The sequence below is a fragment of the Paraliobacillus zengyii genome (genome assembly GCF_003268595.1).
Lineage (GTDB): Bacteria > Bacillota > Bacilli > Bacillales > Amphibacillaceae > Paraliobacillus_A > Paraliobacillus_A zengyii.
This window is the reverse complement of sequence record NZ_CP029797.1, coordinates 2,460,936-2,479,246: the sequence shown is the minus strand read 5'-3', so window position 1 is coordinate 2,479,246 and position 18,311 is coordinate 2,460,936. Positions and strand designations below refer to the sequence as shown.

At 34.2% G+C, this 18,311-nt stretch carries 14 protein-coding genes and 2 pseudogenes; 12 read left to right on the top strand and 4 right to left on the bottom strand.

Going from position 1 to position 18,311, the window contains the following annotated elements:
* Positions 1-10: 10 nt before the first annotated feature.
* The 5 genes from DM447_RS12645 to DM447_RS12625 all read left to right on the top strand — a co-directional run bounded on the left by DM447_RS12645 (position 11) and on the right by DM447_RS12625 (position 5,732).
* Positions 11-2,353: an endonuclease MutS2 gene (locus tag DM447_RS12645; protein ID WP_112181559.1), complete on the top strand. Its 2,343-nt coding sequence runs from the start codon at positions 11-13 to the stop codon at positions 2,351-2,353.
* A 74-nt stretch (positions 2,354-2,427) separates the two neighbouring features.
* The gene (locus DM447_RS12640; RefSeq protein ID WP_112181558.1) at positions 2,428-2,835 is read left to right on the top strand and encodes a DUF350 domain-containing protein; all 408 of its coding nucleotides are present in this window, start codon (positions 2,428-2,430) and stop codon (positions 2,833-2,835) included.
* Positions 2,836-2,968: 133 nt separating this feature from the next.
* Positions 2,969-3,283 carry a thioredoxin gene (trxA, locus tag DM447_RS12635; RefSeq protein WP_112181557.1) on the top strand — a complete coding sequence of 105 codons (315 nt, stop codon included), beginning with the start codon at positions 2,969-2,971 and terminating at the stop codon, positions 3,281-3,283.
* Positions 3,284-3,387: 104 nt separating this feature from the next.
* The gene (gene uvrC, locus DM447_RS12630) at positions 3,388-5,199 is read left to right on the top strand and encodes an excinuclease ABC subunit UvrC (RefSeq protein WP_112181556.1); all 1,812 of its coding nucleotides are present in this window, start codon (positions 3,388-3,390) and stop codon (positions 5,197-5,199) included.
* Positions 5,200-5,273: 74 nt separating this feature from the next.
* Positions 5,274-5,732 carry a hypothetical protein gene (locus DM447_RS12625; protein WP_112181555.1) on the top strand — a complete coding sequence of 153 codons (459 nt, stop codon included), beginning with the start codon at positions 5,274-5,276 and terminating at the stop codon, positions 5,730-5,732.
* Between the two features lie 67 nt (positions 5,733-5,799).
* Here the strand turns inward: DM447_RS12625 and DM447_RS12620 are convergent, their stop codons facing one another.
* Complete coding sequence (locus DM447_RS12620; protein WP_232824215.1) at positions 5,800-6,234, bottom strand: YslB family protein; 435 nt, start codon at positions 6,232-6,234, stop codon at positions 5,800-5,802.
* A gap of 207 nt (positions 6,235-6,441) precedes the next feature.
* Between DM447_RS12620 and DM447_RS12615 the strand changes: the two genes are divergently transcribed.
* The 4 genes and pseudogenes from DM447_RS12615 to DM447_RS12605 all read left to right on the top strand — a co-directional run bounded on the left by DM447_RS12615 (position 6,442) and on the right by DM447_RS12605 (position 10,334).
* A complete protein-coding gene (locus DM447_RS12615; protein WP_112181554.1) occupies positions 6,442-9,108 on the top strand; it encodes a YhgE/Pip domain-containing protein in 2,667 nt (888 codons plus the stop codon).
* A 229-nt stretch (positions 9,109-9,337) separates the two neighbouring features.
* Positions 9,338-9,562 carry a helix-turn-helix domain-containing protein gene (locus DM447_RS12610; protein WP_112181553.1) on the top strand — a complete coding sequence of 75 codons (225 nt, stop codon included), beginning with the start codon at positions 9,338-9,340 and terminating at the stop codon, positions 9,560-9,562.
* A 169-nt stretch (positions 9,563-9,731) separates the two neighbouring features.
* A pseudogene (locus DM447_RS18855) lies at positions 9,732-9,821 on the top strand (hypothetical protein); the annotation flags it as partial.
* Between the two features lie 159 nt (positions 9,822-9,980).
* Positions 9,981-10,334 carry a hypothetical protein gene (locus DM447_RS12605; protein ID WP_112181552.1) on the top strand — a complete coding sequence of 118 codons (354 nt, stop codon included), beginning with the start codon at positions 9,981-9,983 and terminating at the stop codon, positions 10,332-10,334.
* A 240-nt stretch (positions 10,335-10,574) separates the two neighbouring features.
* Here DM447_RS12605 and DM447_RS12600 read toward each other — a convergent pair whose 3' ends face one another.
* Positions 10,575-10,958 (bottom strand): YhfM domain-containing protein, encoded by a 384-nt coding sequence (locus tag DM447_RS12600; RefSeq protein ID WP_112181551.1) that lies wholly within the window; start codon positions 10,956-10,958, stop codon positions 10,575-10,577.
* Between the two features lie 129 nt (positions 10,959-11,087).
* Between DM447_RS12600 and DM447_RS12595 the strand changes: the two genes are divergently transcribed.
* From DM447_RS12595 to DM447_RS12585, 3 genes and pseudogenes are all read left to right on the top strand, one after another.
* A complete protein-coding gene (locus DM447_RS12595; protein WP_112181550.1) occupies positions 11,088-11,699 on the top strand; it encodes a hypothetical protein in 612 nt (203 codons plus the stop codon).
* A gap of 142 nt (positions 11,700-11,841) precedes the next feature.
* Positions 11,842-11,931 (top strand): annotated as a pseudogene (locus DM447_RS12590) (helix-turn-helix domain-containing protein); the annotation flags it as partial.
* Positions 11,932-12,342: 411 nt separating this feature from the next.
* A complete protein-coding gene (locus tag DM447_RS12585) occupies positions 12,343-13,518 on the top strand; it encodes an acyltransferase (RefSeq protein WP_117161287.1) in 1,176 nt (391 codons plus the stop codon).
* A 76-nt stretch (positions 13,519-13,594) separates the two neighbouring features.
* On the opposite strand, the gene nasC is transcribed toward DM447_RS12585, so the two are convergent.
* Positions 13,595-15,733, bottom strand: a complete 2,139-nt coding sequence (gene nasC / locus DM447_RS12580) for an assimilatory nitrate reductase catalytic subunit NasC (RefSeq protein ID WP_112181548.1) — start codon at positions 15,731-15,733, stop codon at positions 13,595-13,597.
* A 68-nt stretch (positions 15,734-15,801) separates the two neighbouring features.
* Complete coding sequence (nirB, locus tag DM447_RS12575) at positions 15,802-18,156, bottom strand: nitrite reductase large subunit NirB (RefSeq protein WP_112181547.1); 2,355 nt, start codon at positions 18,154-18,156, stop codon at positions 15,802-15,804.
* Positions 18,157-18,311 lie beyond the last annotated feature (155 nt).

Genomic DNA, 18,311 nt, shown 5'->3' with positions numbered 1-18,311 from the left:
GTCACAAATAATGAACCCGCGAATATTTAAGGTTTTAGAATTTGATAGAATTATCCAGATGCTAAAGGATCAAGCCGCATCCTCTTTAGGGAAAGAAAGTGCAAATCGTTTGAAGCCATCTACCAATTTACCTGAAGTACTTCGTTTACAAGACGAAACAGATGAAGCGGTTAGTATTGTGCGATTGTATGGAAATGTTCCGCTTGGTGGAATTGTTGATATAAAACCAAGTATTAAACGAGCAGAAATTGGTGGTGTATTAAACCCAAAAGAATGTTTAGATATCGCTGGTACCATTTATGGTGGGAAAACACTGCGTCGTTTTATCGAATCAATTGAAGATTTGGAACTACTCATTATTAATGAACTTGTAGAAAAAATTGAACCACTAAGTGAATTGGAACGTGAGATCAGAAATTGTATTGATGACAATGGACATGTAATGGATGCTGCATCTGATCAATTGCGTTCTCTGCGGTCGAAAATCAGAACAAATGAAAGCAGAGTTAGAGATCGGTTGGATAGTTATACGAAATCAAAAGCTAAAATGCTATCTGATGCGATTGTGACGATTCGTAATGATCGCTATGTGTTACCGGTCAAACAAGAGTATCGGGGAGCTATTGGTGGAATCGTTCATGACCAATCATCTTCGGGTCAAACATTATTTATGGAGCCACAAGCGGTGGTAGAGTTGAATAATCAGCTCCAAGAAGCAAGAGTCCAAGAGAAAACAGAAGTCGAACGAATATTACGTGAGTTAACGATGAGGATTGCAGAAGATGAAGAATATTTAAGACAAAACGTTACAATATTAGCTTCTTTAGACTTTATCTTTGCTAGAGCGAAATTAGGGCAATCGATGCGAGCTGCTATGCCAAAAATGAATGATCAAGGAATTATTAAAATGCACCAAGCACGTCATCCACTCTTGAGTGATGATGAAGTGGTTGCAAATGATGTTGAATTAGGTGAAAGCTATCATGCGATTGTGATAACAGGGCCAAATACAGGTGGTAAAACAGTTACGTTAAAAATGGTTGGTCTGTGTACACTAATGGCACAATCGGGTTTACAAGTTCCAGCACTTGACGGTTGCGAATTGGCTGTCTTTCATGATGTATTTGCTGATATCGGGGATGAGCAGTCAATTGAACAAAGTTTAAGTACTTTTTCTTCACATATGACAAATATTGTAGATATTTTAGAGCATGTCAATGAGAAGACTTTAGTTTTGTTTGATGAGTTAGGTGCTGGAACAGATCCACAAGAAGGTGCTGCTTTGGCAATGGCAATCTTAGATGACGTCGTAAGTCGTAATGCACGGATTATCGCTACAACACACTATCCTGAATTAAAAGCATATGGCTATAATAGAGATGGTGTAGTCAACGCCTCTGTTGAATTTGATATCGAATCGTTGCGTCCAACATATCGGTTATTAATTGGTGTACCAGGACGAAGTAATGCGTTTGAAATTTCACGTCGATTAGGTTTGAGAGAGAACGTAATTGTTTCTGCTAAAAGCCATATTGGTACTGATTCAACTAGTGTAGAAAATATGATTGCTTCTCTTGAAACAGCTAGACGTAATGCAGAGTCGGATTATGAAGAAGCTGAAAAAGTTTTAACTGAATCAGAACAACTGAAAGAAGACTTAGAAAAACAATGGCAGTTATTTGATCAAAAACGGGAATCTCTTTATCAAAAAGCAGAGCAAAAGGCTGAAAAGGCATTACAAAATGCACGTGAAGAAGCAGAACAAATTGTAGCTACTATTCGTGAGATGAAACATGGTGCAACACTAAAAGAACACGAGTGGATTGAGGCACGTAAGTTATTTGATGAGGCCCAACCAAACTTGTCTACTAAAAAATCAGGTAAACCAACTAAACAAGTTAACAGTACGGCAGAATTAGAAGTTGGAGATGAAGTTCTAGTAGCAACGTTAAATCAGAATGGAACCGTTATAGATAAAACAGGTAAAAATGAGTATCAAATTCAAGTTGGAATGATGAAGATTAAGGCCAAACGTAAAGATTTACAATTTATTAAAAGAGAAGAGCCAGTTGTAGAAAAAGCAATTGCCACGGTTAAAGGATCGAATAGTCATGTCAAAACAGAACTAGATTTACGTGGTGAACGTTATGAAGATGCACTTAGAGAATTAGAAAAATATGTAGATGATGCACTTCTAGCAGGTTATCCAAACGTTTCCATCATACATGGTAAAGGAACAGGTGCACTTCGAAAAGGTGTGCAGGAATTTGCTAAAAAACATCGACATATTAGCAATCAACGAGCAGGTAGTATGAATGAAGGTGGAAGTGGTGTAACCATTTTAGAATTTTGAGTAGTTTGATTATACTACCAAAACACCTATTTCTATGATAAAATGCTATATAACAATAGGTTGGGGTGTATAAAATGGCTTCTTTTTGGGAAAATATCTATGTTGAGACTGCTGCACGGTATAGTGTTGTAATATTATGTATTATTTTATTTCTCGTGGTTTTTGAGTTAGTAACTTCTTATAAAAACTGGGATGAGATAAAAAAAGGTAACCTTGCTGTGGCAATGGCTACTGGTGGAAAAATCTTTGGTATTTCTAATGTATTCCGATTTTCCATTGAACATAATGATTCGATACTTGAAAGTGTTGGATGGGGTGCATTCGGCTTTTTATTATTACTGATTGGCTACTTCATTTTTGAATTTATCACACCAACGTATAAAATTGATACGGAAATTGCAAATGACAATCGAGCTGTTGGATTTATCTCAATGGTCATTTCAATTGGATTGTCGTTTATCATTGGAGCTAGCATTGGTTAAAAGATTGCTGTATGAGGTTATTTTTAATGGGCAAAGTAGGCTATGAGCAAACTAGTAGCCAGAGCGCAAATGAGAATGATATACTCAATGAAGAATTAAATAATGTTTAGTAAATTAAGAGGAGGCTATATAAATGGCAATTGTAAAAGCTGACGATAAAACATTTGCAGAAGAAACAGGTTCAGGCGTAGTATTAGCGGACTTTTGGGCAACTTGGTGTGGACCTTGTAAAATGATCGCACCAGTATTAGAGGAAATCGATGGCGAAATGAGCGATAAAGTTAAAATCGTAAAATTAGACGTAGATGAAAACCAAGAAACAGCTGGAAAATACGGCGTCATGAGTATTCCAACGCTTCTTCTTTTCAAAGATGGAGAAATCGTAGAGCAAGTTGTTGGTTTCCAACCAAAAGAAGCATTAGTTGAGTTAATTAACCAACACGCATAAACAATGAATAGCATCTAGAAATTTTAATCCCTTGTTACTTTTATGGTAGCAGGGGATTATTCTTTGTTATAATAGAGCATAAACTGAGTGTGGAGTGTCTGTATATGTCTGATAAAATAAAAGAAAAATTAGCAGTATTGCCGGCACAGCCCGGTTGTTATTTAATGAAAGATAAACACAGTACGATAATTTATGTAGGTAAATCAAAATTATTAAGAAATCGTGTTCGTTCCTATTTTACTGGCGCAAATGATCAAAAAACACAACGATTAGTTCAAGAAATTGTAGATTTTGAATATATCGTTACATCTTCAGAAATTGAAGCATTAATTCTAGAGATGAATTTAATAAAAAAATACGATCCGAAATACAATGTATTACTAAAGGATGATAAAAGTTATCCTTATTTAAAAATCACTAATGAAAGACATCCTAGATTGTTAATCACTCGACGTGTATACAAAGACAAAGGCAAGTATTTCGGCCCTTATCCAAATGTTATCGCAGCAAGGGAAACTAAGAAATTATTAGATCGTATTTATCCATTGCGAAAATGTAACAATCCTCCGGGAAGACATTGTTTGTATTATCATATGGATCAATGTCTTGCTTGCTCAGAAGACCCGCCTTCAGAAGATAGGTACAAAAATATCGTTCAAGATATTGTTTCTTTTTTAAATGGTGGACACCAATCCATTAAACGAAATTTAAAAGAAAAGATGGAACAAGCGAGTGATGTATTGAATTTTGAACGGGCAATGGAATTACGTGACCAGATTCAGCATATTGAAGCGGTAATGGAACAACAGAAAATGACTTTAAATGATGAAGTTAATCGTGATGTTTTTCATTATGCTTATGATAAAGGATGGATGTGTGTTCAAGTTTTCTTTATTCGTCAAGGTAAATTAATTGAAAGAGATGTTTCGATTTTCCCGTTTTTTGATGAGGCAGAAGAGACTTTTATGAGTTTCATTGGCCGTTTTTATTTACATCAAAACCATCCAAAACCTAAACAAATTCTTGTCCCAGCACCGATAGAATTTCAACTCCTAAAAGAATTATTGGAAGTAGATGTGACGATTCCATATCGAGGAAGAAAAAAGGAATTGGTTGATTTAGCAGGCAAAAACGCTGAAATTGCTTTGGAAGAGAAGTTCTCCTTAATTGAACGCGATGAAGCACGCACAATTAAAGCTGTGGAAGATTTAGGTGAACGGTTAAATATTGAAATACCACATCGAATTGAGGCATTTGACAATTCAAATATTCAAGGTACAGATCCTGTTTCAGCGATGGTTGTATTTAGTGATGGTCGGCCATTAAAAAAGGAATATCGTAAATATAAAGTTCGTGATGTTGAAGGACCTGATGACTATGAAACAATGCGTGAAGTTATACGGCGTCGTTACACGCGGGTTTTAAAGGAAGGTTATCCCCTTCCAGATCTAATTGTAATTGATGGTGGGAAAGGACAGATGAACGCAGCGTTTGATGTATTAGAAAACGAGCTTGGCTTGGATATTCCGTTGTGTGGATTGGCGAAAGACGATAAGCACAAAACAAGCGAATTATTATATGGAAATCCACCAGAAGTTATTGAGTTAGAACGCCAATCACAAGAATTTTATTTAATACAACGTATTCAAGATGAGGTACACCGTTTTGCGATAACATTTCATCGACAGCTGCGTGGAAAAAGTGCTTTCAAATCAGAGCTAGATTCCATACCTGGTGTTGGAGAAAAGCGACGTAAATTACTGCTAACACACTTTAAATCGATTACAGACATTAAAGAAGCTTCATTAGATGAATTAAAACGGTTAGGGATTCCAGAACCAACCGCCCAGATAATATTGGAACATCTAAAGAAGGATAAAGACGACAGCGAAATAGAGACCACTAAAGAACCATAAAATTTTCATTGGTCTCGATTCGTTTATTGTTTATTTATTAATTCTTTATGCTGAAAGTAATGAGGAGAATGTTTGTGTTTAAAAGGAAATTAGTAGTTGCATTTTTAACAACAATAAACGCTGGGGTAATTTATGTACTATTTAATAACGGCATTACCCTGGGTAATAGTATTATTACATTTCTATTTGACTTATTTGTTTTTACAATTGCGATTTCGATCGTCTATGTTGCTCCAATAGTTTTTATTCTTGGAATCTCAATTTCAATTGGAATAGATAAGGTAACAAATAAAATAAGAAATGCTCTGATTAAAGTTATAAGTCGATTTTTATTGCACGCGGTATCAGGAATCTTTGTTTTATCATTATTGTTTTTTTTAGAGGGCTCTTTCCCGATTATTTCTGATGGAAGCGATATAATAAATCTAATACTAGTGAGTATTTATCCGAGCACTTTATTTGGATTGATTGACCTTTTAATGAAAATACTGTCTAATGTATTTGGAAATGAATTAAAGCCATTATCTAAATAAAAAAACTAGAGCAATTAAAATGCTCTAGTTTTTTTGTGGTTATAATGAGAAAGAATCATATTTAGATTTATTTTGTATATAAGACATGAAAAGCAACCGTATTTTTCTTAGGATAGATTTCTTCGCTACATTCACAAGGTTTCCCTTTTAATTGTTGAAAAGCCTCTGCTAAAAAGCCTGCCTCTAGTCGATAATCAACGACTAGATCAGATTTCATACGTTGACTAATTGCTGGTCCTGTTAATTCAAAAATATGTTCACTTCTTTTTTGTTTAATATCTGTGAGTGATCCCCAACCAGTATTATTAAAAAAATCAGCGACTTGATCAAAAGTTTGCCACTCTATTTGTCTTGCGATATTTTTCCCGAGTACATATAAAATTGTAGTAGCATCTTTTCCGAGTAAGTCTGGTAAGCATACATAGCGCAGTAAATCATATCCAGAACCAGTTGTTTGAAGCTGCTCTGCTATTTGATCTGTCATATTTAAATTGTGATGCACAAGTCTGTCCCCTTCCATAACTGTAACAATAAATTAGTCTATTCATTATTATCGCTTGAAACAGAAGGGAATGCAACCATCATTTAGCTTATGTATTTAACAAATATATTAAAATATAACGTGACAGATAAGATAAAAAGTTTTAAAATGTTCTTTATGACTAAAAAATGAATTTAAATTTGATAAACAACTAAGAGGTGTTGACGTTTGCGTAACATTGGCAGGATTTTTAAAACGGACTGGTTTAATATAATCAAAACACCAGTTGCTTTATTTTTGATTGTGGCTTTAATGATATTACCATCCCTATATGCTTGGTTTAACTTAAAGGCATCTTGGGACCCTTATTCCAATACAAGTGATATCGCAATAGCAGTTACCAATGAAGATAGTGGCGCAATAATTCGAGATGATGATGTTAACGTTGGAGATCAAATTATTGCGAATTTAAAAGAGAATGATGGACTTGGTTGGCAATTTGTTTCAAAACAAGCAGCTGAAAAAGGAGTAAGGAATGGAGATTTCTATGCAAGTATAACTATTCCCGAGGACTTCTCAGAAAAGATCGGGACTTTATTAGATGATGAACAAATTAAACCGGAGATAGAATATAGTGTTAATGAAAAAATTAATGCGATCGCTCCTAAAATGGCATCTTCTGGCGCGACAACAATAATAGCGCAAACAAGTGATACTTTCATAGAAACAGTCAGTGAATCAGTATTAACTATATTTAATGATATAGGAATTGAATTAGAACAAGAATTGCCAACAATAAGGAATATTGAAAGTAAAATTTTTGCATTAGAAAATCGCTTGCCAGATATTGAAGAGATGGGTAATAAAGCAATTCAATTAGAAGAGAAAATTCCTGAAATTAATAAACAGGCAGATAAAATCTTACAATTAGAAGCAGAGATGCCCGCAATTATGGAAGCTGCAGAAACAGTCGTCACACTTGAGGATAAGTTACCTGAAATTGAAAAAGTCGGGGATGAAATTTTAATTATCCAAGAAGAAATGCCAGAAATTCAACGTATTGCAGATGCAATTATTGAAGTGGATGAAAACTTCAATCAAGTTGAACAGTTAGTAAGTGATGGATTAGAAGATATACAAAAGGCACAGCAAGTAGTATTTCGAGCACAAGAGGCCTTGCCGGAAATCGAAAGAATTGCGGAATCTGGTGCAGCTTATACGGATGCAATAGCTACCTTTTTAGAAGACAATAAAGATGCTTTTGATACAGTTACACCTGTTTTAAAACAAAATCTACTTTTGTATCAACAAACAGCGGAAGAAGTTCATCAATTTGCAGTGGCACTTGACAATGATGAACTATCAACAAGTGAAATAGAGGAAAAAATTCCTGTGTTAAACACAGATTTAGAAGCAAGCATAACAAGTATTGATCAATCAGTACAAGTGATGGAAGCTATTAATCAACAACAAAACGATGATGCACTTACTTCTGATATAGAGAAACTAAAAGCATTGGGAGCTAATTTTGAAGAAGAACAAGTTTTAATAACCGAAATGAACCAAGATGTGGAAAGTATTTCCCAAGAAATAATCAACCAATTAGTTAATGTATCGGAAGAGGCAGTAGCAACTTCTACTGATCTGGTTGACCGTTTTGATGAAACAATTAATCCATTACTTAGTAGTGGACTTGAACAATTACAAATAGATGCTACTAATGCGTCAGAAGATTTACAAAAAGCACAAGAAAACTTGCCTGAAATTGAAACGATATTAGAAAACACGGAAAACTCTTTACAATATGGTGAAGAAGAAATAAGTCAATTACAAGAACAGTTACCCGAAATTGGTGATGAAATTCATCAAACTGCAATAGCAATAAATGAAAAAATGGATGACGTAATGGCTGGAATAGATGCTGCTGCAGATTTTTATGAAAATAGCTTTCCAGAAATAGAGGAAAAAATCCATCAGGCAGCAGATTTTGTAAATAATGATTTACCAGAAGCAGCCGCTGAAATCACTAAAGTAGCAGATTTCATTGAAAACAAACTGCCACAGGTAGAAGAAGCTGTTGGGAAAATCGCTGACCTCGTTAGGGATGATTTACCAGGTTTAGAAGACACGGTCCGAAATACAGCTGATAAGATTCGAGAATTTGAATCAGAACAAGATTTAGCCGATATTATTAAACTGTTAAAGAATGATATTAAACAAGAGAGTGACTTCTTAGCAAATCCAATTGAATTAAAAGAGAACAAGGTATTTCCTATTCCTAATTATGGATCAGCAAATTCACCATTCTATACGACATTAAGCTTGTGGGTAGGTGCATTACTTTTAATTTCACTACTTCGAGTCGATGTTGCGAATAAAGATGAATTGTATAAACATACGCATATATACTTTGGCAGGGGATTAACATTTGCTTCTATAGGTATTATGCAAGCTCTGATCGTAACATTAGGTGATATGTTTATTTTAGGTGCATATGTCGCAGAACCAATCTGGTTTGTTATATTTGGTATCTTTATTAGTTTGGTTTTCATGTCAATTGTATACACGCTTGTATCTGTATTTGGAAATGTTGGTAAAGGTGTAGCAATTATATTCCTAGTACTTCAACTATCTGGATCTGGTGGAACTTTCCCAATCCAAGTTGCACCACCATTCTTTCAAGCGATTAATCCATATTTACCATTCACCTATGCGATTAGCTTATTACGTGAAGCAGTAGGTGGAATGATTCAGGCTATTGTGATTCGAGATATTTTAGTATTACTAGCCTTTATGATTGGCGCCATTGTGTTTGCTGTATTCTTGAAGAAACCATTAGCAAACAAAATCGATCATGTTTCAAATGAAGCGAAAAAAAGTGAATTGATTCATTAAGAGCAATATGTAATGTTAAAGTAAAGCGACATAACTGAATAGTCAGTAGTGTCGCTTTATTTTTTATGTGAAAACAAGATAAATGGCTGCGTTACCATAGGACAAAGGTGTATTTCTATTTAATCGGGATAGAAGCAAGCACGGAAAGGATTTTTTTAACATAGAATACTTTGACTAAATAAATACCCTTCACAGTGTGACTCTAAAGATAGCAAGGAGGGGTTAAGACTTGACAGATAGTGACTACAAGCCGAAGCAACTATTAACGAAACGTGAAAAAGAAGTATTTGAGCTATTAGTACAGGACAAAACAACAAAAGATATAGCCCAAGAACTGTTTATATCCCAAAAAACAGTAAGGAACCATATTTCAAATGCAATGCAAAAGCTTGGTGTAAAGGGGCGTTCGCAAGCAGTTGTAGAGCTTTTAAGAATGGGTGAATTAAAGCTCTAATAAAAACCGACTTTCTTATGGGAAGTCGGTTTTTTTGCACACTTTTTGTAGAGTGAAAGAAAAATATGTATTCACACATACAGCAATTGTATAAATAGAAGTTTTTGATCTAGCAAATAGTAAAAAAGTATTAAATAAAGAAGATATCACTATTTAATATGAGTTTAGAGGATTATTAAAATGTTCACATTGCGGTTGTAGTATGATCATTAATCAAACAGGCAAACGAAAGAAGATGGAACACATTGGTGCTATCTGAAATGTAGTAATTATAGACGTTCTGGTCAATGTATATAAATGTCATGTTCCAATGACTTATGAAAATTTAAGGATTACTATATTAAAAGATTTAATCAGTGAAAGCTAAAAAGTAAACTTTAATCTTGAAAAATCACTGAGCGATAACAAAGATCAAAGAATGAAGAAGCTGGATCATACGATTGCAGTAACCGAACAAAAGAAGAATAGATTACTAGATCTTTATTTAGATGAAATGATAAATAAGTATGAATATGAAGCAAAAAGGGAAAGACTTGAACAAGAGATTACTCGTATGAATGACGAACTCTTCTTATTAAGTAGTGAGGAGAAAAATGAAGTTAATATAACGTATATAAAGCAAGAAATTAGAGCGTTAAACGATACAGACAAGGATTTATTTCACGTTTTCCAGGCATTAATTGATTTTGGTGTTGTGTATCAGAATGGACAAATTGATTTAAAATATACATTCCAGGCTACTGAAGAGGAAAAGTATAAATCATTCCTATAATAGATACCAACCATTGCAAAGGAGCAAGAAAAACGGATTTACCCAATATCTGTGTGAGAAACTCCCTAATATGAATACATCTAATAAAGCCTAAGTTAGCTCAACTTTTACTATGTTCACGGTGAAAATCGAGTTCCAAATAAATCTATATAAATCATAATATTAGTCCACATCTTAATAATAGGTGTGGACTATCTTACGTTTACCCTTTCAAAAAGGGATGATAATTTCACATCTCAATCATTTATTTAGTATCTCTTTTAATTCTTCTGTGTTTTCTTTAGAAAGCCTATAATAATTTTTATTTTCAGAGGTTTCATCACTTAATAAAGCATTCTCGCGATTATCTAGCCAAACAGCATAGTTAAAAATACTTATATTTTCTTTTTTATTTTTCAATAGTAATATAAAATCTGGATATACATTAGGTTTTTCTGAGATCTGATTTTTCGTTTTATTTTCTAATATATTATTAACTTGAGTAATGATATTTTCCTCTTTAATTTCTTGGTTATATTCAACTATATCTGTATCTGTTCTTTTTCCTATTAATAACAATTCATCAGTTCCACAACCACTTAGAAATAAAAACATTAAAAGTAAAATATAAGTTGCCTTTTTCAAGAAAAACACTCCCTTTTGTAATCTAATTAATTCTTATTATAAATTTTAACAGTAAAAAACCATTTTTTCCATTGAAAGCGTTTTAATTTATAGGAAAATATGGTATTATTTATTTAAGGAGGTGAGAAAATGAATAGATTTAAAATAGGTTTAAGCTTCTTTTTAATATGTTTCATGTTTTTTATAGTCGTAGATTCAATTTCGGCATCTACTGATAGTACTATAGAAAATAAATTACTAAATAGAGAAGTAGTAGATGTCACTCAAGAAGACGGTAATATTAAGACAATTTATGAGGAATTACCTAACACCTTTTCAACATCAACACCACTTAATTTAACAAAGGAATCTAATAATATCGGTATCCTTTGTGCAACATGTTATCACTATGATTACACTAAGATATCATCATCGATAGCAGACTATGACTATAAATTTGGCTGGCATCCAGATTTTAATGGTTATACTCGTGCCGATACTTACTGGTTTAGTAGCTCTACCACAAATTTCAGTTTTTCTTTATCGTACGGTGTTGTAGGTATCGCTGTCGCGAGAGGCGGTGGTTCAGGATTCAGTGTTGATGCTGACTACGACAGGTGGAGTAGACCAGCCGTTTATGGACGACTGGTACTTGATAGGTTCGAAGTGAAAAAATACAACAGTTCAGGCACTTTGTTAGACACATATTATGAAACTGTCCCAACTTCTCAGAGAACTTATATAAAAGTACTATACAGATAAAATAAGATTAAGTTGTTTATGCTGGTTTAGTAGGTTGTGAAATATTTTAATTAATAACACAGATAGTTTTACAATATCTAAATCTTTCGGTCTATTTAGATATTTAAGTACTATTGATAAGTAAAATATTACGCAATTACTATACATTTCAAATGCAATGCAAAAGCTTGGTGTAAAGGGGCGTTCGCAAGCAGTTGTAGAGCTTTTAAGAATGGGTGAATTAAAGCTCTAATAAAAACCGACTTTCTTATGGGAAGTCGGTTTTTTTGCTTGGTGATCGAACTCCTTCTGTAGTGAGTTAAATAATCAATCGTAATAATTTTATCAAATTAATAAAATGAACACTAATGTATAAGTATTGATTATACAAAGTCTTGATCTAAAGGGGTGTTCCAAGCAGTTGTAGAGCTTTTAAGAATGGATGAATATTAAAGCTCTAATAAAAACCGACATTCTTATGGGAAGTCGGTTTATTTGCGTCTTATAAAGTGGTGTAGATAACTAATGTAAAGTGTCTATGAAGAATTGTATTATTTATATTGTAATTTCCATTTTTATAGAAAATTACGTTAATGTAATTATTATAATAATAGTAATTATATTTCACGCTGGAATAAAAGTGAATTGTTGGGAGAGGCATAGAATGAAAAATAAAAATATTGAGGCTGTTTATTTTTTAAGAACGTTTGCAATGTTATCGGTAGTGTTAATCCATACAATTGGTGCTTATTATACTTCGTTTGAGATGGATAGCGGTGCATTTCAAAAGTATCATTACTTAAGTCGAACGCTCCGTGTGGAAAAGGGTATTTTTATTATGTTGACGGGACTGGTTTTTTTCTATAGTCATGCACAAAAAAGATGGACGAAAGATAATCTACTAGATTACTATAAAAAACGTTTTAAGTTTATTATTGTACCTTATCTCATATGGGCTAGTGTTTATGAGTTTTATGCGTATTCCCGATTAGGACGTGAGTTCGTTATAGGAGATGTTATCAGTCGGATAGTACAAGGAGAATCCCACTATCAATTATACTTTATTTTTATTATCGTTCAAATTTATATGATATTACCTGCAGTAATTTGGATTTCACAACGATTTTCAATTATTAAGAAATACCTTTGGTTATGCGGTATCCTTATTCAATTCACTTATTTTGTCATCCAATCTACATTTGATTTAACGAGTTCTCATATATTTCTTAGTAATATGTCGTATTTACTTTTAGGCGGTTGGATAGGATTACACTATGAAACAGAAAAAGCTAAAGGGAAAAATAACATCCCTATCATTATATTTGGTGTGATGACACTTATTACGGGATCAAGCTTATTTTATTTACATTACTATGGCTATACACTCCAAGAAATAACGGTAACTGGTACAGTTTACACGTTAACTGAAATTACCTATTTAGTAATAGGAAGTTATTTCTTTTACAAGCTAGCAGAGAAATTTGCAGCAATGGGATCAACTAAAATGATTGGTAGAGTAAAACACTTCGCAGTTTATTCTTTTGCCTTTTACTTAATTCATCCGTTAATCCTAAGAGAAGTTGCAGTATATACTCCAACAAGACCAAATTATTGGTTTCATTTTGACATAACGATTCGATATATGGTGACAGTCATTTTCTGTTATTTGGTTATTCGCACCATTCATCTTTATATACCGCTTGCTCATTTAATTTTCGGTAAATTACCTGCAACTCAACAAGATGTTAATAGAAGGAAGTTTCGTAGGATAATGCTTAAGCCATTCGAATTAATCAAAAGAAGTTATCAAAGTAAAAATGAAATTAAAAAAGATATGTAGTGTGAGTTTCATAAAATAAATAAGTCGACTGTTTCTATTTGAAACAGTCGACTTATTTAATAGATTACTAAATTACTTACCTATTTACTGGGCTAATTTTAACTGTGCTCACTTTAAAACCAGGCATTTTGCAGTGAGGATCTAATTCATCAGAAACTAATCGATTAACATTTTGTGATTCTGTCCAGTGGAATGGTACAAAAACGGTGTCTTTTCTTATTGTAGTAGACCATTTCGTTCTAACAACGATAGAGCCTTGTTTTGACTCGACTTTTACAAGCATTGATTCTTTTAGATTATATTTTAAACCTGTATCTGGATGGACTTCCATAAACGCTTCAATATTTCTTGCAGCAAGCGAAGGACTTTTTCTTGTTTGCTCACCAGTTAGGTAGTGTGACATGACACGGCCAGTTGTTAAAAAGAGCGGATAAGCATCGCTAGGTATTGGTTTGGGTATTTTTAATTTGTGTGAAATGGCTGCCATTTTTGCTTTACCATCTTCATGAGCAAATGAATTTTCAAATAAACGGTCTGTACCAGATTCATTCGGATCCGGGCATGGCCATAAGACACCATCTTCTTTTCGAATCCGATTATAGGTAATGCCATAATAATCTGCTCTACCACCACGGCTTGCGACTCTAAGTTCTTCAAAAATATCTTCAGCACTTTGATAGGGGAAATACTGTTCCTTTCCTAATGCTTTTGCTATATCACAAATGATTTGCCAATCATGTCGTACTTCACCAGGTAGTGGAAAGCTTGCTTCTCTTAACATGACGCGACCTTCGACATTAGTCATAGTTCCTTCATCTTCTAAATAGGAAGAGGCTGGTAGGATGATGTCTGCTAGTTTTGCTGTTTCTGAAACGAACATATCAACAACTACTAGGTATTTTAATTGTTCTAATGTTTTTTTGACGAAGTTAGCATTTGGATTTGAAACAACTGGATTGGAACACATAACGAACATACCGCTAATTTTTTGTTGCTCAATTTCCTCAAACATTTCGTATGCAGATACGCCTTTTCTAGGTAAGTCTTGTGCATTAACTCCCCAAACATTTGCAATATATTCTCTATGCTCATCGTTTTCAATCGAGCGATAACCTGGTAATTGATCTGACTTTTGTCCGTGTTCTCTCGCTCCTTGACCATTGCCTTGACCAGTAACTGCACCGAAACCAGAATTAGGTTTTCCGATTTTCCCAGTAGCTAAAAGAATGTTTATAAAGCAGCGTACTGCAGCTGTTCCATCAATTTGTTGTTCAATGCCTCTTGCGGTAAAGATCATACCTGATGTTTCTTGTCCAAAAGCAGTAGCAGCCTGTTTAATTTGCTCAACAGTTAAGCCTGTTAACTGCGCTGTTTCCTCAAGCTCAATAGATGTTACTAGTTCTTTTACTTCTTCAAATCCATTAGTTCTATCTTGAATAAATGCCTGATCAACTAAGTTATTCTCAATAATTACCTTTAATAATCCATTAGCTAAGGCTACATCTGAACCTGGTTTGTTTTTTAAGTGCAAATCTGCTAATTTGGTTGTGGCTGTTTCGCGTGGATCTATAGCAATGATGTATGCGCCATTTTCTTTGGCTCTTTCAAAATAAGGCATGATGGTCGGCTGACATTCAGCGATATTTGTTCCAGCTAAGATTATGCAGCGCGTATTAGGAATTTCCTTTATTGTATTCGTAAATCCGCGATCTACACCAAACGTTTGATTTGCACCTGTTGCAGCAGCTCCCATACATAAACGACCATTGTAATCAATGTGTTTTGTTTGTAAGCCAACGCGTGCGAATTTACCTAATAGATACGCTTCTTCGTTAGTGATTGAAGCACTACCATAAACCGATAAAGCATCAAGACCATCTTGTTGCTGAATCTTTTTGAAATTCTCTTTTATCTGTTCTAATGCGACTTCCCAAGAAACAGTAACGAATTCACCGTTAACCTTCATTAATGGCTGTTTAATTCTGTCTTTATGAAGTGCATGCTGATGGGCATTTAATCCTTTAATACAAAGCCGTCCTTCAGAGGTTGGGTTATCTTTTCCGATTGTTTTATATGTTTTTCTCGAAACAACTTTTTGTTCTACTAATTGCATCTTGCATTGCATACTACAATAAGGGCATTGTGAATCATAAATTTTCTCTGTTTCAGCTTTTTGTTGCTTATCTCTGAAGTATTTCAATAGTAACTCTGTCAAGATATCTCATCCTTTGCTCGCTGATTTAATGGAGTTCTGGTTTATAGAGTTAAGAAGTATGAAACCTATTAATTACTTAGTAATAACAATTTACGCTGCTTCACACTTCTTTCTAATCTATCAATTAGATAGTTTTGTAATTCTTCATCAAAAAGCACTTCACGAAGGTGAACTAAACTTACTCGATCAATCCATTGCCATGTTCGTTCTAAGTAATTGGCAGATTCACGGTAGTATTGGACGAAACCAAGAATAATGTTAACTGCTTCTTTCTGTGATTCGGTGACAGCTAATAATTCACCTAAGCGACTGTTGCGACCGCTACTACCTCCGACATAAATTTCCCATCCTCTATCCATTTTGATAATACCTATATCTTTTGTAGTGGAACCAGCTCCATTATGTTTACAAGCAGATGCTCCAATCCTGATACGATAAGGTGTTTTTAGAAATTCCATTCTCCGCTCAAGCTCATGTGCGATATGATAACCTGGTAGTTTATCACACTCGCATAAATGATCACCACTGCTAGTTTTAATACTCTGTACTGTATTTGCAGCTGCGGAGTGAAGCCTCATATTGAGATCTGTCCATACAGAAGATAAATCTTCTTTTTTAATGCCTTCTAAATGAATTCTTTGTGCACTTGTTAATGGTAGGGTAGTTATATTGTACTTTTCTGCAACTTTTGCAATAGTTTTCAATTGACTGGTCTGAGCTGTTCCACCATATAGTTGTGGAACGATCGTATAGGTGCCATCTTTACGAAGTTTTGCATTCATCTTTTCATTCACATAGATTGTTTCTTGATTTTGTTCATATTCTGGATAGATCATTTCTAAATAATACTCTATAGCGGGAAGACAAATTGCACAACCGTCATTCGTTCCCCATCCTAGTGTTTCCATAACTTCCGTAACACTAGCTAAATGCTTCGTTTGTATTTCTGTAACTATTTCATCCTCAGTTAGTTTAGTGCAAGAACAGAATCTTTTATCTTCAACTGCTTCATTAAAATATTCACTATTTATATAGGTTAGTAGTTCACTAACAATTGGTTTACAACCACCACATGAGCTGGAAGCTTTCGTACATTGGCGAACTTCATCAACAGTAGTAAGCGCGTGCTGTTGGACATTTTCAATAATAGTACCTTTAGATACAGCATTACATGTGCAAACAAATTCATTTTTTGGCATTGTAGCTACATAAGATTCACTTGGATCTAAAGGCGTAAGTAAAGCAACCTTTTCTTGATCAGCGACGAATTTTTGTTTTATAATTATATCTAACAATCTAGGTCCTTCTTTAGTGTCACCGAACATGACGCTGCCAACCACTTTGTTACCTCTAAAGAAAACTTTCTTATAAGTTGAAGCAACTTCATCATGAAAATGAATGGCCTTTGTTTGATCATCTGTATAGAATTGTCCGACAGAAAATACATCAACTCCTGATATTTTTAACTGTGTTGATAAAACGGATCCTTTATATGGCTCATTATCCTTGGCGCACAAATGTCGTGCGAGTACAGCTCCTTGTTCATAAAGCGGTTTGACAAGACCGTATACCATTTCGTTGTGTTCTGCACATTCACCAACAGCATAAATATCCTCTGAACGCGTTGCGAAAAAATCATCGACAAGAATACCTCTGTTAGTTTCAATACCGGCTTTTTGCGCTAATTGAATGTTTGGTTTTACACCCACTGCCATCACAACAAGATCTGCCTTAGCTATTGTTCCATCTTTAAATCGAATTCCTTCAACCCTAGCGTCTCCAATGATTTCTTCAGATTGTTTTTCTAGAAGAAAATGCATGCCTTGTGACTCTAATTCACTTTGGAGCATATGTGCTGCTGTTTCATCTAATTGTTTATTCATTAAATATTCAGAAATATGAACAACGTCAACTTCCATTCCTAAATTTAATAAGCCTCTTGCTGCTTCAAGGCCAAGGAGTCCACCGCCAATTACTATCGCTTTCTTATATTTCTTTGCCGTGTCGATCATTTTGTGACAGTCATCTATTGTGCGAAAAGAGACAACACCTTCTTTGTCATTACCAGGTAAGGGTAGAATAAAAGGGTTAGAACCAGTTGCTATAATGAGTTTATCATAAGAGGTTATTGTGCTTTTATCGGTCTCTATTAGCTTCTTTTCTTTATTAATATTTGTAACGGTTTCACCAGTATGAAGAAGGATATCATGATCATCATACCAGTTACGGTCATTTATTGTGATATCATTAAATGTTGTATCTCCTTGTAGTACGGAAGATAGCATAATCCGACTGTAATTCACGTGAGGCTCACTACCAAAAATGGTGATATCGTAAAGGGTATTATCCTCTTTTAAAATATTTTCGATACAGCGCAAACCTGCCATACCGTTTCCGATTAAAACAAGTTTTTGCTTTCCCATCATAGTTATCCCCCAGAAAATCTGAATTTGGATTTAATGTTAGCATACATATGGTGAATAATCTGTTTGTTTGTAAGAAAATATTACACACATAATTCCCTGAATTAGATTTGTTATATACGAGGGAAGACTTATTGAAGCTAGCTTTATAGAAA